General features: G+C 70.8%; 15 protein-coding genes. 10 read left to right on the plus strand and 5 right to left on the minus strand.

The genetic code is table 11. The features are described from left to right. Positions 1-73 precede the first annotated feature (73 nt). Positions 74-673 carry a YdcF family protein gene (locus tag E4N63_RS05860; RefSeq protein ID WP_230240124.1) on the minus strand — a complete coding sequence of 200 codons (600 nt, stop codon included), beginning with the start codon at positions 671-673 and terminating at the stop codon, positions 74-76. Between the two features lie 374 nt (positions 674-1,047). Further along, on the minus strand, positions 1,048-1,476 hold the full coding sequence (locus E4N63_RS05865) for a hypothetical protein (RefSeq protein WP_125622672.1): 429 nt from the start codon (positions 1,474-1,476) through the stop codon (positions 1,048-1,050). A 287-nt stretch (positions 1,477-1,763) separates the two neighbouring features. Between E4N63_RS05865 and E4N63_RS05870 the strand changes: the two genes are divergently transcribed. Continuing rightward, positions 1,764-2,177, plus strand: coding sequence for a DUF6069 family protein (locus E4N63_RS05870; protein ID WP_125622671.1), 414 nt, complete (start codon positions 1,764-1,766; stop codon positions 2,175-2,177). Positions 2,178-2,241: 64 nt separating this feature from the next. Here E4N63_RS05870 and E4N63_RS05875 read toward each other — a convergent pair whose 3' ends face one another. Further along, the gene (locus E4N63_RS05875) at positions 2,242-2,994 is read right to left on the minus strand and encodes a VOC family protein (RefSeq protein WP_230240125.1); all 753 of its coding nucleotides are present in this window, start codon (positions 2,992-2,994) and stop codon (positions 2,242-2,244) included. Positions 2,995-3,172: 178 nt separating this feature from the next. Here E4N63_RS05875 and E4N63_RS05880 point away from each other — a divergent pair, with 178 nt between their 5' ends. The 4 genes from E4N63_RS05880 (at position 3,173) to E4N63_RS05895 (ending at position 8,666) form a co-directional block, all read left to right on the plus strand. Beyond that, positions 3,173-4,024, plus strand: a complete 852-nt coding sequence (locus E4N63_RS05880) for a phosphotransferase enzyme family protein (RefSeq protein ID WP_230240126.1) — start codon at positions 3,173-3,175, stop codon at positions 4,022-4,024. Positions 4,025-4,326: 302 nt separating this feature from the next. Beyond that, positions 4,327-6,570, plus strand: coding sequence for an MMPL family transporter (locus tag E4N63_RS05885; protein WP_230240127.1), 2,244 nt, complete (start codon positions 4,327-4,329; stop codon positions 6,568-6,570). A 6-nt stretch (positions 6,571-6,576) separates the two neighbouring features. Then, positions 6,577-7,977, plus strand: a complete 1,401-nt coding sequence (locus E4N63_RS05890; protein WP_230240128.1) for a sensor histidine kinase — start codon at positions 6,577-6,579, stop codon at positions 7,975-7,977. Then, on the plus strand, positions 7,974-8,666 hold the full coding sequence (locus E4N63_RS05895; RefSeq protein ID WP_230240129.1) for a response regulator transcription factor: 693 nt from the start codon (positions 7,974-7,976) through the stop codon (positions 8,664-8,666). Before E4N63_RS05890 ends, E4N63_RS05895 begins: the two co-directional genes overlap by 4 nt. 33 nt (positions 8,667-8,699) lie before the next feature. Here the strand turns inward: E4N63_RS05895 and E4N63_RS05900 are convergent, their stop codons facing one another. Next, positions 8,700-9,926 (minus strand): FAD-dependent monooxygenase, encoded by a 1,227-nt coding sequence (locus E4N63_RS05900; protein ID WP_230242367.1) that lies wholly within the window; start codon positions 9,924-9,926, stop codon positions 8,700-8,702. 5 nt (positions 9,927-9,931) lie between these two features. Beyond that, positions 9,932-11,341, minus strand: a complete 1,410-nt coding sequence (locus tag E4N63_RS05905) for an MFS transporter (protein ID WP_374112692.1) — start codon at positions 11,339-11,341, stop codon at positions 9,932-9,934. A gap of 440 nt (positions 11,342-11,781) precedes the next feature. On the opposite strand from E4N63_RS05905, the gene E4N63_RS05910 reads away from it, so the two are divergent. The 5 genes from E4N63_RS05910 to E4N63_RS05930 all read left to right on the plus strand — a co-directional run bounded on the left by E4N63_RS05910 (position 11,782) and on the right by E4N63_RS05930 (position 17,707). Continuing rightward, complete coding sequence (locus tag E4N63_RS05910; protein ID WP_230240130.1) at positions 11,782-12,633, plus strand: helix-turn-helix transcriptional regulator; 852 nt, start codon at positions 11,782-11,784, stop codon at positions 12,631-12,633. Beyond that, positions 12,606-12,815, plus strand: coding sequence for a DUF397 domain-containing protein (locus E4N63_RS05915; protein WP_374112693.1), 210 nt, complete (start codon positions 12,606-12,608; stop codon positions 12,813-12,815). The genes E4N63_RS05910 and E4N63_RS05915 overlap by 28 nt, the downstream gene beginning before the upstream one ends. A 390-nt stretch (positions 12,816-13,205) precedes the next feature. After that, on the plus strand, positions 13,206-13,481 hold the full coding sequence (locus E4N63_RS05920; protein WP_230240132.1) for a hypothetical protein: 276 nt from the start codon (positions 13,206-13,208) through the stop codon (positions 13,479-13,481). Positions 13,482-13,618: 137 nt separating this feature from the next. After that, positions 13,619-14,644, plus strand: coding sequence for a serine/threonine-protein kinase (locus E4N63_RS05925; RefSeq protein ID WP_230240133.1), 1,026 nt, complete (start codon positions 13,619-13,621; stop codon positions 14,642-14,644). A gap of 84 nt (positions 14,645-14,728) precedes the next feature. After that, the gene (locus E4N63_RS05930; RefSeq protein ID WP_230240134.1) at positions 14,729-17,707 is read left to right on the plus strand and encodes a DEAD/DEAH box helicase; all 2,979 of its coding nucleotides are present in this window, start codon (positions 14,729-14,731) and stop codon (positions 17,705-17,707) included. Positions 17,708-17,709 lie beyond the last annotated feature (2 nt).

Genomic DNA, 17,709 nt, shown 5'->3' on the forward strand with positions numbered 1-17,709 from the left:
TCGGGCTCGAAGAGCGCGTCGATGGGGTCGAGGATGTCGCGCACGGCGGCGCCGACGCGACGGCTGCTGCTGCCTACAGCGAGGGCTTCCGTTCGCCGGCCGTGAGACCGCGGAGCGCCCACAGTCCGTACAGAGCCAGCAGCGGTTTGACGACGATCCACTCGCCAGGGCGGTAGTCATCCGCGCGGACGAGCCTCTCCGCAAGATCCGGGCGCTGCCGCCGCAGGTACGCGCGGGCCTTGAGCGCGTGAGCCGGCTGGGAGGCGATCTTGATGCGGCCGACGTCCTCCAGCAGGGGAATCACGTTCGTGACGTTCTCCCACGTCGTCCCGCTCCGGTCTTCGAGGAGCACGGTGCCGTCGAAGCCGAGCACCGACGTCGCGTAGTCGGCCATCACCTGGGCCTCCGCGGCGCCGCCACTGGTCGCGCCGCCGCTGAAGATCAGGCGAGTGCCCCGCGCACGGCCGGCGGTGATGGAGCGGATGCCGGCCCGTACCCGCCAGCGGTTGATCACGTTCGCCCCCGCTTGGGGGTTCCGGTAACCCAGCACGACCACCGCTTCGGCACCGCCCCCTCCGTTGCCCACGAGAGCCCGGGACCAGCGCCAGTTCAACCACTCGCCCCAGGCCAGGGTCGCGGCCCCGGCTATCGCCAGTCCCGTCCTCCGTCGCATGCGGCGACTCTAGGCCACCTTGGGACAGGACGGGACAGGACGGGACGGGCACCAACCGCGCGGCAACGGCGCCGGTGTGAGGACCTCTGAGCCGGGCGGTTCCGGCGCGGGGCCGGAAGCATCCGGCAGTCCGCCCGGGTGTCGAACGACGGCCGCGCACCGGCGAGGCCACCCCGAACCGGCGCGGCACCCGAGCCGGGACCACATACGAATCACCGGACCAAACGCTCAGCCAGAGTCCGCGGACTCTACAGCCGCAGGCGGCCGATATGGCGAGCACACCAGCAGGAGTACAACCCGGTCGGGGCTCGGAGGCCCGCACCACTGGCCGGAGATCGCCTGTACGGATGGCCGGAGTTCCCGCTCAGAGCGGATCACTTTTTCTTTTGCGCCAGCTTCTCCAAGTATTCCCAGTGCATCCTGAGATGCACGACAAGGGTTGCGGCATATTTGTCGGGAAGATACTGAGAACCATTTTTGTACGGAATATACCGATCGGGCGGAATCCTGGGGAGGTTCAGGAGGATGGTCTCTTGCGCGGCCTTGAGATCGGCAACGATCTGGTCATTGGTGTACGGTTCATAATCAATCTGGGATTGCGAATTGATCACTTTCAGCGTCCGCTTCTCGACCCGAGGCTTGCGAAGTTCGGCCACATCGGTCACGACATCCGCGTAATAGGGATACCAGAACCGCATGTGCTTCAAGTCGATCCGCCTCTCCTCTCCGGAAAGCTCGGGATCGAGAACCGCGTGTATATACCTGTCAAAACCATTTCTCAATGCGGACAGATCAAGAGCCACACACAAACCGTACACCTGGTGATCGAAAGACTGGGCGCTCACCGTCGGTGCCTGCTGCTGACAAGGAGCCGTGACCGTATTCCGTGACGTCGACTTCAACTGCCCCTGCCAGGCGGTCTCCGCGATCAGGCCCCTGCGGGCAGGCTTCTGGCGCGTTCGAACCTGCCGCATTGAACTTTCAAGTGACCTACTGCAAGGCTGTGTTCGCCGATTGTCATACCGCCTCTGCTTCCGCCTCTGCTTCCGCCTCCGCGTCCGTCAGCGGTCTTGTCCTCCTTGGAGTCACCATGCCCGCAGATCCCCAGACAGCCGCCACCCGACGGGGTCCGCTCCTGGTGGTGGGCGGTGTCCTGGCCGCCGCCGTGCTGTCCTCCCTGGTCAACGCCGTGATCGCCTTACTGGCGCGCGCGGTTGGCGCTCCGGACGACTTCGAACCACTCGACCCGGGCTCGTACATCTTCCTGACCACGGTCGGCGTGACAGCGGGCGCGATCGGCTGGGGGATCGTCCGCAAGGCGTCCCGGAACGCCGAGGGCGTGCTGCGGTGGCTCGTCCCGGTCGTCGTCGTGGTGTCGTTCGTACCCGACTTCTTCCTCTTCGGCGCCGGTGGCGTGACCGGCGTCGCCGCCCTACTCCTGATGCACGTCGCGGTCGCGGTGATCGCGGTGACCACGTTCCGCAAGGTCCTGCCCCTGAGCTAGTACGGCAACGGGTCACGCCCCCGCGTGGCCATGCCGCGAGTCGGAGTGCCGCCAGGGCGCCGCGTCAGGACGGGGCGAGGACGCAGAACTCGTGGCCCTCCGGGTCGGCCAGGCACATCCACGGGACGTCGCCCTGGCCGAGGTCGAGGTCGGTGGCGCCGAGGGCCCGCAGCCGGGCCGCCTCCGCCGCTTTGTCGTCACCGGGGTACGGCAGCAGGTCGAGATGGACGCGGTCCGGCACGGTCTTCACGCCGGGCGTGCGGAGGAACTCGAGATACGGGCCGCTCCCCTTGGCGGAGCGGAACACCGCTTGATCGTCGGTCACCTCGTGCAGGGTCCAGTCCACCGCCTCACCCCAGAACCGGGCCATGGCCCGCGGATCCGCGCAGTCGACCATCACCGCGGCGATCGGCCCGGTGTCCCGGTAGACCTCCCGGGGCTCCAGCACGCAGAACTCGTTGCCCTCCGGGTCGGCGAGGACCGTCCACGGCACGTCACCCTGGCCCACGTCGGCGGGCGTCGCACCGAGCGCCTGGAGGCGCGCGACCAGCTCGGCCTGATGGGCCGCAGAGGTGGTGGCGAGATCGAGGTGCATGCGGTTCTTCGCCGTCGTCCTGGGTTCCGGGACGGGAACGATGTCGATGCCGAGGACGACCGGGTCCGGCCAGACGAGGCCGTCGTCGGGTCCGCCGGCGGGTCCGACGTAGGTGGTCACGCCGGGGCTGTAAGCACTCCAGCCGAGCGCCTCCGCCCAGAACCGGCCGACCGCCGAGGCATCGAGGGCCTTGATGTTCACCTGCACGGGTCGCAGTGCCATGCCGGCGATCCTATGCGCCCGCTCCGCGACGACGTCCGCAGCCGCCGGCGCAGGGCGCCGATGCGGTCACGCCCGGCCCGTCGCGCTGCGGCGGCTCTGCATCGGCACTCGATAGGGTGCGCTGGTTGCACCATCGGGAACGTCGTGGCAGCGCTCACGGGAGAGGGGCCGGGCGACGATGCAGGCGTCAGAGGTCCCGCGTGCGGTGGCCGCGTCCATGTCGATCGCCTCGTCCCTCGGCCTGACGGCCGACGACGCGATCGTTCTTCATGACTCGAACAAACTCACTCTGCGTCTGCTGCCTTGTGACGTCCTGGCCCGGGTGGCACCCGCAGCGCAGCAGGTCGCACAGTTCGAAGTGGAGCTCGCTCAGCGGCTCGCCGCGTCCGGCTGCCCCGTGGCGGCTCTCGATCCACGAGTGGAGCCGCGTGTCCACGAGCGTGACGGCTTCGTGGTCACGCTGTGGACCTACTACGAATCCGTGTCACCCCGAGAGGTCCCACCAGCCGATTACGCCGAGGCGCTCGCGCGGCTGCATTCCGGCATGCGGGGGCTCGATGCGCCGACGCCGCACTTCACGGACCGAGTGGAGCAGGCTCAGCGCCTCGTGGCGGACCGCGACCGCACTCCGGCGCTCGCCGACGCGGACCGGGAGCTGCTCGGCGACACGCTACGACGCCTGAGCCGGGTGATCGTCGAACGCGGCGGAGCCGAGCAGTTGCTGCACGGCGAGCCACACCCGGGCAACCTCCTCACCACGGAGAGCGGGCTGCTGTTCATCGACTTCGAGACGTGTTGCCGTGGCCCCGTCGAATTCGACCTCGCCCATGCGCCCGAAGAAGTCGGCGGACACTATCCGGGAGTCCGTCAGGACGTGCTGCGCGAGTGCCGGATCCTCGTACTGGCGATGGTCACGGCGTGGCGCTGGGATCGAGACGACGAGTTCCCGGGCGGGCGGCGGCTGGGCCGGGAGTGGCTCGGCCGGATCCGGGCAGCGCTCGATCGCGACGGCCGGGACACGCACGGCTGACCGCGGCCCGTCGAGGCCGTGGTCGGCCGACCGGTCCGCTGAACGACCGGTCCGTTGAACGGTCCAGAGGTCCGGCACCCTTCCGCTGGTCCGCGCGTCGTGCCGCCGCTCCGGGCACGGCCCGTCGGGGTCCGGGCCGGTCCGTAGTGCGGAGGCACCAGGACGGGTGCGCGGCTGGTCCCGGTGCACCAGGAGGAGACGGCGGCGGGGAACGATGCCCGGCCGGGCGCCGGCGGCAAGGGTGGAAGGCGCGCGAATTTCGCGTATTTCCCCTGGCCCAGCGGTGTTTGGAGTGATCAACGGTGGCGACGTTTCTTTACCGGATCGGGCGGTGGGCCTTCCGGCGGCGCCGGCTCGTCGGCGGTGTGTGGCTGGGTGTCCTGGTGCTGGCCGGGGTCGCCGCCGCCATGGCGCCGGCCGGGCAGGAAGAGGATCTCTCCATGCCCGGCACCGAGTCGCAGAAGGCGTTCGACCTGCTGGACGAGCGCTTCCCGCGGGCCAACTCCCAGGGTGCCGAGGCCCGTCTGGTGTTCCGGGCCCCGGACGGACAGCAGGTGACGGCCCGGGAGCACAAGGCGGCCGTCGAGGACGCTCTCGGCTCGCTGGACGGGGACGACCAGGTCGCGTCGGCCACCGACCCCTATGAGACCGGCGCTGTCAGCCGGGACGGCACCATCGCCTACTCCACGATCACCTACACCGCGGACGCCGTCGACCTGACCGAGGCGACGAAGAGCGCCCTCGAAGACGCCGCGAGCCGGGCCCGGGACGCCGGGCTGACCGTGGAGGTCGGCGGCTCGGCCCTGGATGTGGAGGAGGCACCGGGCGGTACCACGGAGCTCATCGGCGTGCTGGTGGCGGCGGTGGTGCTGGTCCTCGCCCTCGGGTCGCTCGTCGCGGCCGGATTGTCGCTGCTGACCGCCTTCCTGGGCGTGGCCATCGCCTTCTGCCTGGTTTCCGCGCTGGCCGTGCCGCTGGGCCTGACGTCCACCGTCGCCATCCTGGCGCTGATGCTGGGGCTGGCGGTCGGCATCGACTACGCGCTCTTCATCACCTCCCGCTTCCGCGACGAGCGGGCGCAGGGCGGTGAGCCGGAGGACGCCGCCGGCCGTGCGGTGGGCACGGCCGGATCCGCCGTCGTCTTCGCCGGCGCGACGGTCGTCATCGCCCTGGCCGGTCTCGGGGTCGTCGGCATTCCCGAACTCACCAGGATGGGCATGGGCGGCGCGGGCGCCGTGGCGCTTGCCGTACTCGTCGCGCTGACCCTGGTCCCCGCGCTGCTCGGCTTCTCCGGCCGGCGGGTCCTGCCCCGCGCCGTCCGCAAGGCCAACGCGCCGGGAAGCGGGCGCCCGCACCGGGCGTCCACCGCGGCCGGGCGGCCGGGGCTCGCCGTCCGCTGGGCGCGGTTCGTGCTGCGCCGGCCGGCGGCCGTGCTGCTGACCGCCGGACTCGGTCTCGGGGCGATCGCCGTACCGGCGCTGAGCCTCGAACTGGGGCTGCCCGGAGACGAGTCCAAGTCGGTGGAGACCACCCAGCGCCGCGCCTACGACCTGCTGTCGGAAGGTTTCGGCCCCGGCTTCAACGGCCCGTTGACCGTGGTCGTGGACCTGCCGGACTCCCCGGACACCCGGGCCACCACGGACCTGGTCGTCAGGACCGTGCGGGACGTGGACGGGGTCGCGTCGGTCGGTGATCCGGTGCTCAGCCGGGCCGGGGACACGGCCGTCCTCACCGCCGTCCCGGAGACCGCGCCGAACAGCGGCGAGACCAGGGATCTGGTGCACACGATCCGGGACAGGGTCTCCGGCATCGAGGCGGACACGGGCGCCGACGTCCTGGTGACCGGCAGGACGGCACTGAACATCGACATCTCCGAAGCCATGTCCGACGCCCTCCTCCCCTATCTGACCGTCGTCATCGGCCTGGCGGTGCTCCTGCTGACGGTGGTCTTCCGTTCGCTCCTGGTCCCGGTCAAGGCCGCGCTCGGCTTCCTGCTGTCGGTGGGAGCCGCCTTCGGGGTCCTCGTCGCCGTCTTCCAGTGGGGCTGGGCGGCGGACCTGCTCTCCATCGAGCAGACCGGACCGGTCATGTCGCTGATGCCGATCCTCATCATCGGCATCGTGTTCGGCCTGGCCATGGACTACGAGGTCTTCCTCCTCACCCGGATGCGGGAGGCCTACGACCACGGCGCGTCCCCCGGCGAGGCGGTCGTCAGCGGTTTCCGGTACAGCGGACGGGTGGTGGCCGCGGCGGCGATCATCATGATCAGTGTGTTCGCCGGATTCATCGGGATGAGCAGCCCGACCATCCAGACGATGGGCGTCGGCCTGGCCGCCGCCGTCGCCTTCGACGCCTTCGTGGTCCGGATGGCGATCGCCCCCGCGGTCCTCGCGCTGCTCGGCCACCGGGCCTGGTGGCTGCCCCCTATCCTGAAGCGTGTGCTGCCGCAGGTGGATCTCGAGGGTGAGGCCCTGAGCAGGGATGTCCCGGCCCCCGCGACCGGCTCCGGCGCAGCGGTGCCGCGGCTCCCCGCCGGCCGGAGCTGAGCCGGCATGACGACCACGGGGGGCGGTGGCCCGCGGCCGCGCGGCACCGGGTGGCGGGAGGGAGCGGTCACGGCGACGGCGTTCGCGCTCTGTCTGCTCGGTGGTGTGGTGCGGGTCGACGACACGCTGTCAGCGCCGCCCGCCGCCGCCTATGTCGTCGCCGTGGTGTCCTGTGCCGTGCTGCCGCTGCGGCACCGGGCGCCTCTGGCCGTCCTGGCGGCCACGACCGCGGTCGGCCTGCTGGTGCCGCTCCTGGGTCTCCTGCTCACCCCGCTCATCGTGGCCCCCGCCGTGATCACCGCCTACTCCTACGCGCTCGCCGCGCGCACCGAACGGAGCGCGGCGAGCGCGGTGTCGCTCACGTCCGTGGCGCTGGCCGCCTCCGTCCCGCTGTTCGGGGACTTCTCGTGGAAGGACGCGAGCAGGATGGTGGTGATGGCGGTGTTCCCGCTGCTGGCCGGTGTACTCGGCCGCTCGGTACGGGACCGGCGGGCCTATCTGGCGGCCGTGGAGGAGCGGGCCCGGCGGGCGGAGGAGAGCCGGGACCGGGAGGCGCGCCGGAGGGTGGCCGAGGAACGGGTGCGCATCGCCCGGGAGTTGCACGACCTCGTGGCCCATCAGATCACCCTGGCCAACGCGCAGGCCACGGTCGCGGCCCATCTCTTCGACACCCGCCCGGAGCAGACCCGCAAGAGCCTCGGGGAGCTCGTCGAGACCACCGGTCACGCGCTCGACGAACTGCGGGCCACGGTCGGTCTGCTGCGGCAGTCCGGGGACACGTCCGGGCCCGCCGAACCGGCGCCCGGGCTGTCCCGGCTTCCGGCACTCCTCGAATCCTTCCGCCGCGCGGGTCTGGAGGTGACGATTCATCAGGAGGGCACGGCCAGGCCGCTGCCGCCGGGCGTGGACCTCACCGCCTACCGCATCGTCCAGGAGGCCCTGACCAACGTGACCAAGCACGCCGGTACCGGTAGCGCCCGGGTGCGCCTCGGCTGGAACCGCGATCGTGTGACCATCACCGTCGCCGACGACGGAGGGGGCGCCCGCACGGCGCCGACCGGGTCCACGGGACCGGCCGCCTCCACCGAACCGGGACCGGCCGGGTCCCAGGGACCGCGTGCGTCCGCGGTGCCGGGCCGTCCGCCCGGTTACGGTCTGATCGGGATGCGGGAACGGGCCACCGCCGTCGGGGGGCACCTCTCCGCGGGCAGGCGCCCGGAGGGCGGCTTCCTCGTCTCGGCCCAGCTGCCCCTCCCGTCCGTCAGGGACACGACGCGGAGGGCTGACGGAGCGGCAACCACCGAGGAGGAGCGGATGGCCGACGGGGCGGTAGGCGACGGGCGGACAGGTGGCGGGCGCACGAGCGACGCGCGGACGGGCGGCGGAGCGGCCGGGGACGCGCCGTGACGCTCCGGGTGCTGCTCGCCGACGATCAGGCGCTGCTGCGCGGTGCGTTCCGGCTGCTCCTCGACACCGCCGACGACATCACCGTGGTCGGCGAGGCCGGCGACGGCAGGGAGGCGGTGAGACTCACCCGGGAGCTGCGTCCGGACGTGGTGATCATGGATATCCGTATGCCCGGGGTGGACGGCCTCACCGCCACGTCGGAGATCTGCGCGGACCCAAAACTGGCCGCCACCCGCGTCCTGATCCTCACCACGTACGAGACCGACGAGTACGTCGCCCAGGCGCTGCGCGCGGGGGCCGGCGGCTTCATCGGCAAGAGCATCGGGGCCGAGGACCTGGCCGACGCGGTGCGGACGATCGCCGGCGGGGACACTCTCCTCTCCCCCGCCGCGATCCGTTCCCTGGTCGCCCGTTTCCTGGCCACACCGGACACCGTCCCGTCGCGCCACTCCGAACGGCTCGCCGTGCTCACCCCGCGCGAACGGGAGATGGTGGCTCTGGTCGCGACCGGCCTGTCCAACCAGGAGATCGCCGAGCGGCTGTTCCTCAGCCCGTTCACCGTCCGCGCCCACGTGCAGCGCGCCATGACCAAGCTGGAGGCCCGCGACCGGGCCCAACTCGTCGTCATCGCCTACCGGACGGGCCTGGCCCAGGCCGGCCCCGACGGCGGCACCGACCGGCTGCCGTAGTCCGCTACCGGGGCCCCTGCGGCATCGGGTCCCTTACGGCATCGGCGCGAACTCGGGCAGCGTCAGGGCCGAGTGGGCCGGTGGCGCCGCCGGTGCGGAGGGCAGGGTGACGAGGTCGCGCAGCATCGTGTTGCGTTGCTCCAGAGCCCGCGCCGTGGTGGGGAAGAGCCTGGCCGCGCCCTTGCCGGCCAGGGCCTGGTTCATGGCGACGAACTCGCGGAGGCCGCGTTCGTAGGCGGCGAACGCCGCGGTGTGGTCCCGGTGCGTGGCCAAGGCCTGGGCGAGCATGTAGGCACCGGCCAGCGCGAGGCTCGTGCCCTGTCCGGTGAGGAACGAGGGCGCGTACGCGGCGTCACCGACCAGTGCGACGCGACCGCTGGACCAGCAGGGCATACGGATCTGGCCGGCCGTGTCGAAGAAGAGGTCGTCCGCGTCGCGCATGACCCTGACCATGCCGGGGACTTCCCATCCCGCACCGGCGAAGACCGCGTCGACCAGGTCCCGCTGGGCGCCGGGGTTCCGGAGGGCTCCGAACGGCGGTTCCGGTTGGTGGAAGTTCAGGAAGGCGTGCAGTTCGTCGTCGTCCCCGACGGCGTAGAGGGCCGCGGCCCTGCCCGGGGTGTTCCACACCAGGAGTTCATGGGAGAGCCCGAAGGTGTTCGGCATGGTGAAGACGGCGAAGCAATAGCCGAGGTAGCGGTGGAACCGTTCTTCGGGGCCGAACAGGGACTCCCGGGTCTGCGAGTGCATGCCGTCGGCGCCGACCACCAGGTCGAACGTGTCCCGTCGCCCGCTGCGGAACGTGACGTCGACCCCTTGTCCGTGCTGGTCGAGGGTGGCGGCGGAGTCGCCGAACAGGAATTCCACGTCGTCGCGCACCAGCGCGTGGAGGAGCGCGGCCAGATCCCCGCGGCGCACCTCCAGGTCCTGTCCCCCGGCATCGCCGGCAAGGGCGCGCGGGTCGACCGAGGCCACTTCGCCGCCGTCGGCGTCGAGGAACGTGCAGCGGCGCGAGTCGATGTGCGCGTCCCGCAGGTGCGGCAGTATCCCCATCCGCCGGACCACTTCTGTCGCGGTGCCGCGGATGTCGATCGGGTAACCGCCGTCGCGCGGTCCTCCCGCCTTCTCGACCACGGTGACCGCGCATCCGGCTCGATGCAGCCAGTACGCCAGCGCGGGTCCGGAGATGCCGGCCCCGGAGATCAGAACCTTGCGCTTCACGGTCGTCCGCACGTCCATCGACAGACCGGTGGGTGTCATGCCCTTCATGCCCGGACTCCCTTCTTGCTGACACGGACGACGAGCAGGGACAACGCGGCGACGAGACCGGCGGTGAGGAACCCCGTGACGAAGGCCGGTTCGGCCGGCAGGCCCGTCACCGGGTCGGTCCCGGCGGCGAGGATCGCGCCGCTGATCTGAACGCCCAGGGCGAAGCCGATGACGCGGGTCACCACGAGCAGGCTGGTGACGATGCCGGTGTCCCCGGTCGCGACGGCGGTGGCGGTGCCGGCGAGCAGCGCCGTGGTGGCGACGCCCGCGGCGAACGCGGTCAGCATCTTCGCGAGGACGAGCTGCCATGCCGCGCTGTGCAGCGAGGCCAGGGCGATCATCGTGCCCGTCGTGACGACGGTGCCCGCGACGACCACGGCACGCGGGCCGAAACGCCGCGCCGCGACCCCGCCGACCGAATCGCTGACCGCCCCGGCGATGGCGCCTGGCAGCAGGAAGAGTCCGATCTGGGTGGTGCCGGCTCCGAAGCCGTACCCGTCGGCCGGCGCCGCGAACAGTTGCGGAAGCAGAAAGAGCACCATTCCCGCGCTGGTGGTGATGACGAGGGTGAGCACGCACGCACTCCACATCGCGGGCTTCGCCAGCATCCGCAGATCGACCATCGGCGAGACCGCCCGGCGCTCGACGGCGACCCAGCCGGTGGCGAGGACGGCCACGGCCACCGCGATGGCACCGACCGCGAGCGGCGGCAGGCCGGCGCTCGTCACCGTCACCAGCCCGAGCATGAACGCGAGCAGCGTGCCGCTCAGCAGAACCACGCCGGCCCAGTCGATCCGCTCGTCCGACCGGGCCGGCGGATCGTGCGGCATCAGCCGCGTGACGACCGCCGTCGACGCGACGATCGCGATCGTCGGCAGCAGGAACATCCCGTGCCAGGACAGTCGTTCGGCGATCGGCCCGGCAACCAGCGTGCCCACGATGCTGCCGCCGGTGAACAGCGCGATGACGATCCCGATCGCCGCCTGTGACTCTCCCGCCGTGAGGTGCTTGCGCACCAGGATGAAGGAGAGGGGCAGCACGCCCACCATGACGCCCTGCAGCACCTGGCCGAGCAGCAGCACCGGCAGGTTCGGCGCCAGACCGGCCAGCAGGCCACCGGCCGAGACCACGGCCATCAGCCATACCAGCACCCGCCGTCCGCCGTAGCGGTCGCCGAGTTTGCCGGCGACGGGCGTGACGACCGCGCCGGTGACGAGTAACGCGTTGCCGACCAGGGCCCCTTCGGCGGGACTGACCCCCAGCTCGCGCTGGAGCAGCGGAAGCGCGGGCTCCACCACGGACTGCAGGGTGCCGAGGGCGAGCGCCAGGATGCCGAGGGCAGCGATCGCCGGCCTCCCGACGCGGACCCGGGAAGGGGAAGGGGACGGGGAAAGGGACAACGCCACTTGTCGATCACTCCAGACGCCGTTGGGCAGTGGGGAATGCGCGAGATCCGCGCGCCTCCCACACTCCCTCCGGCGCCCCGCCGGGCATCGTCCCCGCCGCCGTCTTCCCCTGGTGCGCCCGGACCAGCCACTCCCCGCCCTGGTGCGTGCGCACTACGGACTGGCTCCGCGCCGCAACGGGACATGCCACGAAGTACAGCGACCCCGCATCAGTCACAGGCCGACCTCGCCGTCCTGACGGGCGGCCGTCCTCAGCTCGTCGCGGCAGCGTCCGCCCACGGTCGACGGATTTCGTGATTCGCCCATCACTTCAACATCGGCCGATTTACCGTGTGTAGTCAACCCATCACGAATGAGTACCGGTCGACACCGAGTACGGGTACGAAGGGCCTCTGGGGGCGGTCGGGGACGGCCGGTCCGGGGTGCCGGAGGGAGTTGCCTTGCCGCAGCGACGTCTGGTCACGGGCCGCAGCCGGGAGCCGCGTCAGCGGTTCGCGGAGGAGTTACGGCAGTTGCGGGCCGGCAAGGGCGTCAGCCTGCGGCAGCTCGGAGAGCGGCTGGGCTGGGACTGGTCGTTGTTCGGGAAGATGGAGAAGGGCGAGACGCTGGGCGGCCCGGAGGTCGTCCAGGCCCTGGACACGTACTTCGGGACGCCGGGGATGCTGCTCGCCCTGTGGGAACTGGCACGGGCGGACCACACCCAGTTCCGCGAGCAGTACCGGCGCTACATGGAGCTGGAGGCGGAGGCGACCAGCCTGTGGCACTTCGCGGTCAGCGTGCTGCCGGGGCTGCTGCAGACCCCAGGCTACGCGCGCGAGGTCCTGGCCGTGGGCGGCAGTAAGGGTGCCGAGCTTGACCAACAGGTCGAGGCGCGGATGGGCCGACGCGAACTGCTGGAAGGGGAGGACGCACCGCCCTTCCGGTCACTCCTTTCCGAGGCAGTGCTGCGCACGCCTGTACGCGATCAAGGAGCGTGGCGCGCGCAGTTGGAGTTTCTCGCCGAAGTGTCGGAGCGGGACAACGTGACGATCCAGGTACTGCCCATGAGCGCGGGGCCTCACGGTCTGGTGAGCGCTGCCGTGATGTTCCTGCGGCTGCTGGATGCGCGCACAGTGGTGTATGCCGAGAATGCGTTCTCCGGCGAACTCATCGAAGACTACGGCACAGTCGAACGCCTCCAGCGTGCCTACGATGCAGTACGCGACTTGGCCCTGTCCCCCGCCGAGTCACGGAAGTTCATCCTGCGCACCCTGGAGGAAATGCCGTGCGACCCCTCAGCCTCGGTGTTGTGAGCTGGCGCAAGAGTTCCTACAGCAACCCGGACGGCGGTGAGTGCCTCGAAGTCGCTGACGGCTTCATCGCTGCCGTTCCCGTACGGGACAGCAAGAACCCGCACGGCCCGGTGATCACATTCCCGGCAGCCGACTGGGACACGTTCATAGCAGCCGTGAAACGCGGTGAACTGGGCGCCTGATCCGAGCGCCGCAGGCGTCGAAACGCGACCCGGTCCCTCGCCCCACCGACCCGGTGGACGAAAAGCCGTCGTCGTGCCCGGCGGTTCTGTACCGGTGCTCCTTCCTGTTGGCGCGGCGCCCACGGTTGGCGGCGGCCTGGCGTGAGGCCGCAGGCCGCCGCCCGTGAGACCGTGCCCGCCTGAGGAGACTTGAAGACCGCCATCAGCCCTCCGCCCACCATGGGCCGGGTGGCCTGGGCAGCCTTCGCCGGCTTCGCAGCGCGCCAGGACAACGAAGTCCGATCCCGGACGCCGACACACCACATCGACTCCGCAAGTGCCCCAATCCATGTAAACCCTGTAAACAGACACTACTTGCCCGCTCTCTCGGGGGTGTGTACGGTCTTGGGTATGGCCGCCGACGAATCCGCCCCTGCGGCGGTCGTGACGGCTGCCGAGATCACCCGCTCCCCCGGAGTGACCCGTGCCGCCGTCTCCAACCGGCGCCGCCGTCGCCCGGTCTGCCCGCTCTTCACGGCCGGTGCGGCGGCCAGCCCTCAGGCCGACGGCTTCGGCGGCTGGACGAGCGCGCTCGCGTACGACGGGCCGGCCCAGGGAGCTCTGCTACCGCCTGCCGCCGGTGTTTCCTCCGGGAAGAGCGAGTCCCATGAGGAGCAGCAAAAGTGAGCGGACCCGCTGATAACCTCGCTTTCGTCCAGCCAGGTCAGGACACCACGGGGGCAAAGGTGCTGCAGCCGCTCAGAGCGGGCGACCCGACGACGGTCGGGAACTTCCGACTGGTCGGCCGGCTGGGCCAAGGGGCAATGGGGGTCGTGTACCTCGGCTACCGTTCGACCCGCCCGGTCGCCGTGAAGGTCGTCAGGCCGCAGCTCGCGGAGGACGAGTACTTCCGCCGGCGCTTCGCCCTGGAGCTGGAGGCGATCCGCCGCGTCGGCGGATTCCACACCGCTGCTCTCGTGGACGCCGATCCGCGAGCGGCGACGCCGTGGATCGCGACGCAGTACATCAACGCGCCCTCGCTGCTGGAGCTGTTGGAGCAGCACGGACCGGTCAGCGAACTGGGTGCGTGGTGGCTGGCGGCGGGTCTCGCGGACGCCCTGATGCACGTCCACTCGGTGCGTTTACTGCACCGTGACCTCAAGCCCGGCAACGTCCTGGTCGCGGCGGACGGCGTCCGGGTCATAGATTTCGGCATTTCCCACGTCAACGGCGGAACGGGCCTGACCACGGCGAGCGCGGCGCTGGGCACCCTCGCCTACATGGCACCGGAACAGGCTGCGGACTCCCGCAAGGCCAGCGAGGCGGCGGACGTCTACAGCCTCGGTGCGACGCTGGTGCACGCGGCGACCGGCCATGTCCCGTTCTACGCGCAGATGCCGGCGCAGCGGACCCTGGACGTCCAGCCCGACCTGACCGGTCTCCCGCCCGCGCTGCTCGATCTGGTCTCCCACACCCTGGCCTTCGCCCCGGAGGACCGGCCGACGGCGCAGAGCGTGATGGAAGAGGCGATGGGACGGCTGCTCGACTTCGGTGTGCCCACGGACGCGCAGGCGTATCCGCCGCTGCCGGAGGCATTCCTCGCGGAGGTACTGGCGCGGAAGGCCACGACCGCCGAGGCGCCGGACGCCGTACCGGGTACGGAAGCCGCGGTGGACGCCGAGCCGGACGACGTCCCGTACCTCGTCCCCGAGCCGGTACCCGAGGCCGCGCCGCTTCCCCGGCACGCCGCCCCGACCGCCCCCGGACCCCGGCGGGACGTGACGCCGGACCGCTGGGCGGCGCGATGGCGCAGCCGTATCGAGGACCGCCGCGGCGACTACGGCGGCTGAGCCCTCCGGGCTCGCTCACCAACCCTGAAGACCCACGCTCTCGGACTACGCAGCAGCAGAGCAGCAATCGAAGGAGACCCGTCGATGGCCACCGTCGCCGACAGCGTGCCGGGCAACGTTCCGGGTGAGGGGTCCGGCGGTGTCCGGTTCGCCCCCGGGATGCAGGTCCGCGCCCGCGACGAGGACTGGCTGGTCGTGGAGGTCGCCGAGACCGCCAAGGATGGCACCCGCCTCGATGTGCGGGGCATCTCGCCCCTCGTCCGCGACCAGCGCGCGGTCTTCTTCGCCCACGAGAGCCTGGACCGGGTGACCCCGCTGCGCCCCGAGGACACCGAACTCGTTCCCGACGGCTCCCCCGAGTGCCGCCGGTCACGCCTGTTCATCGACGCGCTGATCCGCAAGACTCCGCTGCCCCTCTCCGAACAGCGTCTCGCCACCGTCGGCACCCACCTCGTCGATGATCTCGCCTACCAGCGCGAGCCGGCCAAGGCCGCCCTGCGCGCCCTCCGGCCCCGCCTGCTGATCGCGGACGCGGTCGGCCTCGGCAAGACACTTGAGGTCGGGCTGCTGCTGTCCGAGCTGATCAGGCGCGGGCGGGGCGAGCGCATCCTCGTGGTGACGCCGAAGCACATCCTGGAACAGTTCCAGCACGAACTGTGGGCGCGCTTCGCGATCCCGGTGGTACGCCTGGACTCGGCCGGCATCGAGCGGATCAAGAACGACATCCCCGCCGGCCGCAACCCCTTCTCCTACTACAAGCGGGCGATCATCTCGATCGACACCCTGCGCTCCGACCGCTGGCGCAGCCACCTCATGCAGGTCACCTGGGACGCCGTCGTCATCGACGAGTCGCACAAGCTCATCAACACCGGGACGAAGAACAACCGCCTCGCACAGCTCCTCGCCCCGAAGACCGACGCCCTGATCCTGGCCAGCGCCACACCGCACAACGGCCAGCGGGAGTCCTTCGGCGAGCTGCTGAGCCTGCTCGACCCGACGGCCATCCCCAACACCAGCGACTACGACGAGACGCAGCTCAAGCACCTCTACATCCGGCGCCACAAGATGTCCCCCGACGTCTCGGCCGAGATCGGCCACATGTGGGCCACCCGGAAGCCGCCGGTCGCCATCGACTGCACGGCGACCCCGGCCGAGCAGCGCGTCTTCGACGAGCTGTACGACGTCTGGATCAACCCGAAGGACGGCCGCACAGCCCCTGTGTCCGGCAAGGGCGCGCGCCTCTTCCCGTACACCCTCCTGAAGTCCTTCCTCTCCTCCCACTCGGCGCTTGTCGAAACGGTCGACAACCGGATCGACAGCATCGACAAGAGCTCCCAGCCGCGGGAGCGCCGGGCCGAACGCGACGCTCTGGTCAACCTCGGCACCATCGCCGAGGCCATAGACATCGAGGACGCCGCCAAGTTCCGGCAGCTGGTGAAGGTCCTCAAGGAGGAGATCAAGGTCGGCCCCGGGTCCGACGCCCGCGTCGTCATCTTCTCCGAGCGCCGCGCCACCCTGCAGATACTGCAGGACACCCTCCCGTCGGCCCTCGGTTTCGCCCCGGGCAAGGGGAAGACCAGCGGTGCCGTCCGCCAGCTCCACGGCGGCCTCTCCGACGACGAACAGCAGCGCACCGTCAAGGACTTCGGCCTGGCGAGCAGCGAACTGCGGGTCCTGCTCACGGGCGACATCGCCGCCGAGGGCGTCAACCTGCACCGTCAGTGCCACCAGATGATCCACTACGACCTGCCCTGGTCGCTGATCACCATCGAACAGCGCAACGGCCGGATCGACCGCTACGGCCAGCAGCACTGCCCGGAGATCCGCGCGCTGCTGCTGCTCACCGCCGACGAGGACCCGGACAACCCCTCAGCCGACCGGGCGGTGTCCGAGCGCCTGCTGCGGCGCGAGGACGAGGTCCACCGCACCCTCGGCGAGGCCGCCTCCATCCTCGGCCTGCGCGACGAGGACGCGGAGACGGCCGCCATCATGGAACGCCTTCTGGCGGATGAGCAACCGTTCGAAACGGTCGTGCCGTCCGTCCCGCTGGACCCCTTTGAGGCGTTCCTGGCCGACCACACCCCGGAGGCCGACTCACCGGGCTACCAGGTACCCCAACTGTTCGCTTCCACCCGCGCGTTCGTCGAAGAGGCCCTGGACGAGGTCTACGGCAACCCGGAGCAGCGCATCGGCAAGCACTGGGACGAGGACCACCCCAAGATGCTGGTCTTCACCCCGGACCGCGAGCTCCAGCGCCGCCTCCTGGTCCTCCCCAAGTCCTACCTGGACGAACGGCAGGTCCTGGACCGGCTCCGCGTCACCTTCGACCAGCAGTTCGGCCAGGACCGGCTGGACCGGGCCCGCGAGCGCAGCGGCAACCGCGCCAAGGGCGCGATCAGCAAGCAGGAGCGCGCCGAGACCTCCGGCTGGCCGGACGTCAGCTACCTCACGGACCAGCACCCGGTGGTGGAATGGCTCACCGACAAGCTCCTGGTCAGGCTCACCCGCAACACCGCCCCGATCATCACGGCCGACGTCGACGAACCGGTCTTCCTCACCCAGGGCATGTACTCCAACGCCAAGGGCCACCCGACCGTGCTGGCCTGGACGTGCGTGACGGGCCTGGCGAGTGGAACGCCCGGCTTCGACGACGACCTGGTGGGCGTACTGGAACGGGCCGGGGTCAAACCGAAGATGCTCAACCAGCCCTTCACCGGGGACAAGACTGCACTCCAGGCACTCGTCCCGGCGGCGGTACGAGCCAGCCGCGAGCACATCGCCGAGCTGCGCAAAGAGCAGGAGACCCCGCTGGTGGGGCAACTCGTCGAGTACGAGAAGCGGCTGGCGGCCTGGCGGAAGGCGAGCCTGTCGACGTTCGAGCAGCTCAGCTTCAGCGGCATCCGGCGGAGGCACGAGGAGACGCGCGTGCAGAAGACGGCGGTGGAGGTCGAGCAGCTCATCGAGCAGCTGGCCACACAGGGGGAGGCGATGGTGCGGGTGATCGGGGTCCTCGCCCCGCCTGCCGCCGGCGGCAAGGCAGTCCAGCAGCAGAGGGGCGCGTGACA

Source organism: Streptomyces sp. MNU89 (assembly GCF_020982505.1).
Taxonomy (GTDB): Bacteria; Actinomycetota; Actinomycetes; order Streptomycetales; family Streptomycetaceae; genus Streptomyces; species Streptomyces xinghaiensis.

Bases quoted from the DNA above. Each gene is read 5' to 3' on its own strand.
- E4N63_RS05860 (WP_230240124.1), bottom strand. From the start codon at position 673: ATGCGACGGAGGACGGGACTGGCGATAGCCGGGGCCGCGACCCTGGCC.
- E4N63_RS05870 (WP_125622671.1), top strand. From the start codon at position 1,764: ATGCCCGCAGATCCCCAGACAGCCGCCACCCGACGGGGTCCGCTCCTG.
- E4N63_RS05875 (WP_230240125.1), bottom strand. From the start codon at position 2,994: ATGGCACTGCGACCCGTGCAGGTGAACATCAAGGCCCTCGATGCCTCG.
- E4N63_RS05880 (WP_230240126.1), top strand. From the start codon at position 3,173: ATGCAGGCGTCAGAGGTCCCGCGTGCGGTGGCCGCGTCCATGTCGATC.
- E4N63_RS05890 (WP_230240128.1), top strand. From the start codon at position 6,577: ATGACGACCACGGGGGGCGGTGGCCCGCGGCCGCGCGGCACCGGGTGG.
- E4N63_RS05900 (WP_230242367.1), bottom strand. From the start codon at position 9,926: ATGACACCCACCGGTCTGTCGATGGACGTGCGGACGACCGTGAAGCGC.
- E4N63_RS05920 (WP_230240132.1), top strand. From the start codon at position 13,206: ATGGCCGCCGACGAATCCGCCCCTGCGGCGGTCGTGACGGCTGCCGAG.
- E4N63_RS05925 (WP_230240133.1), top strand. From the start codon at position 13,619: ATGGGGGTCGTGTACCTCGGCTACCGTTCGACCCGCCCGGTCGCCGTG.
- E4N63_RS05930 (WP_230240134.1), top strand. From the start codon at position 14,729: ATGGCCACCGTCGCCGACAGCGTGCCGGGCAACGTTCCGGGTGAGGGG.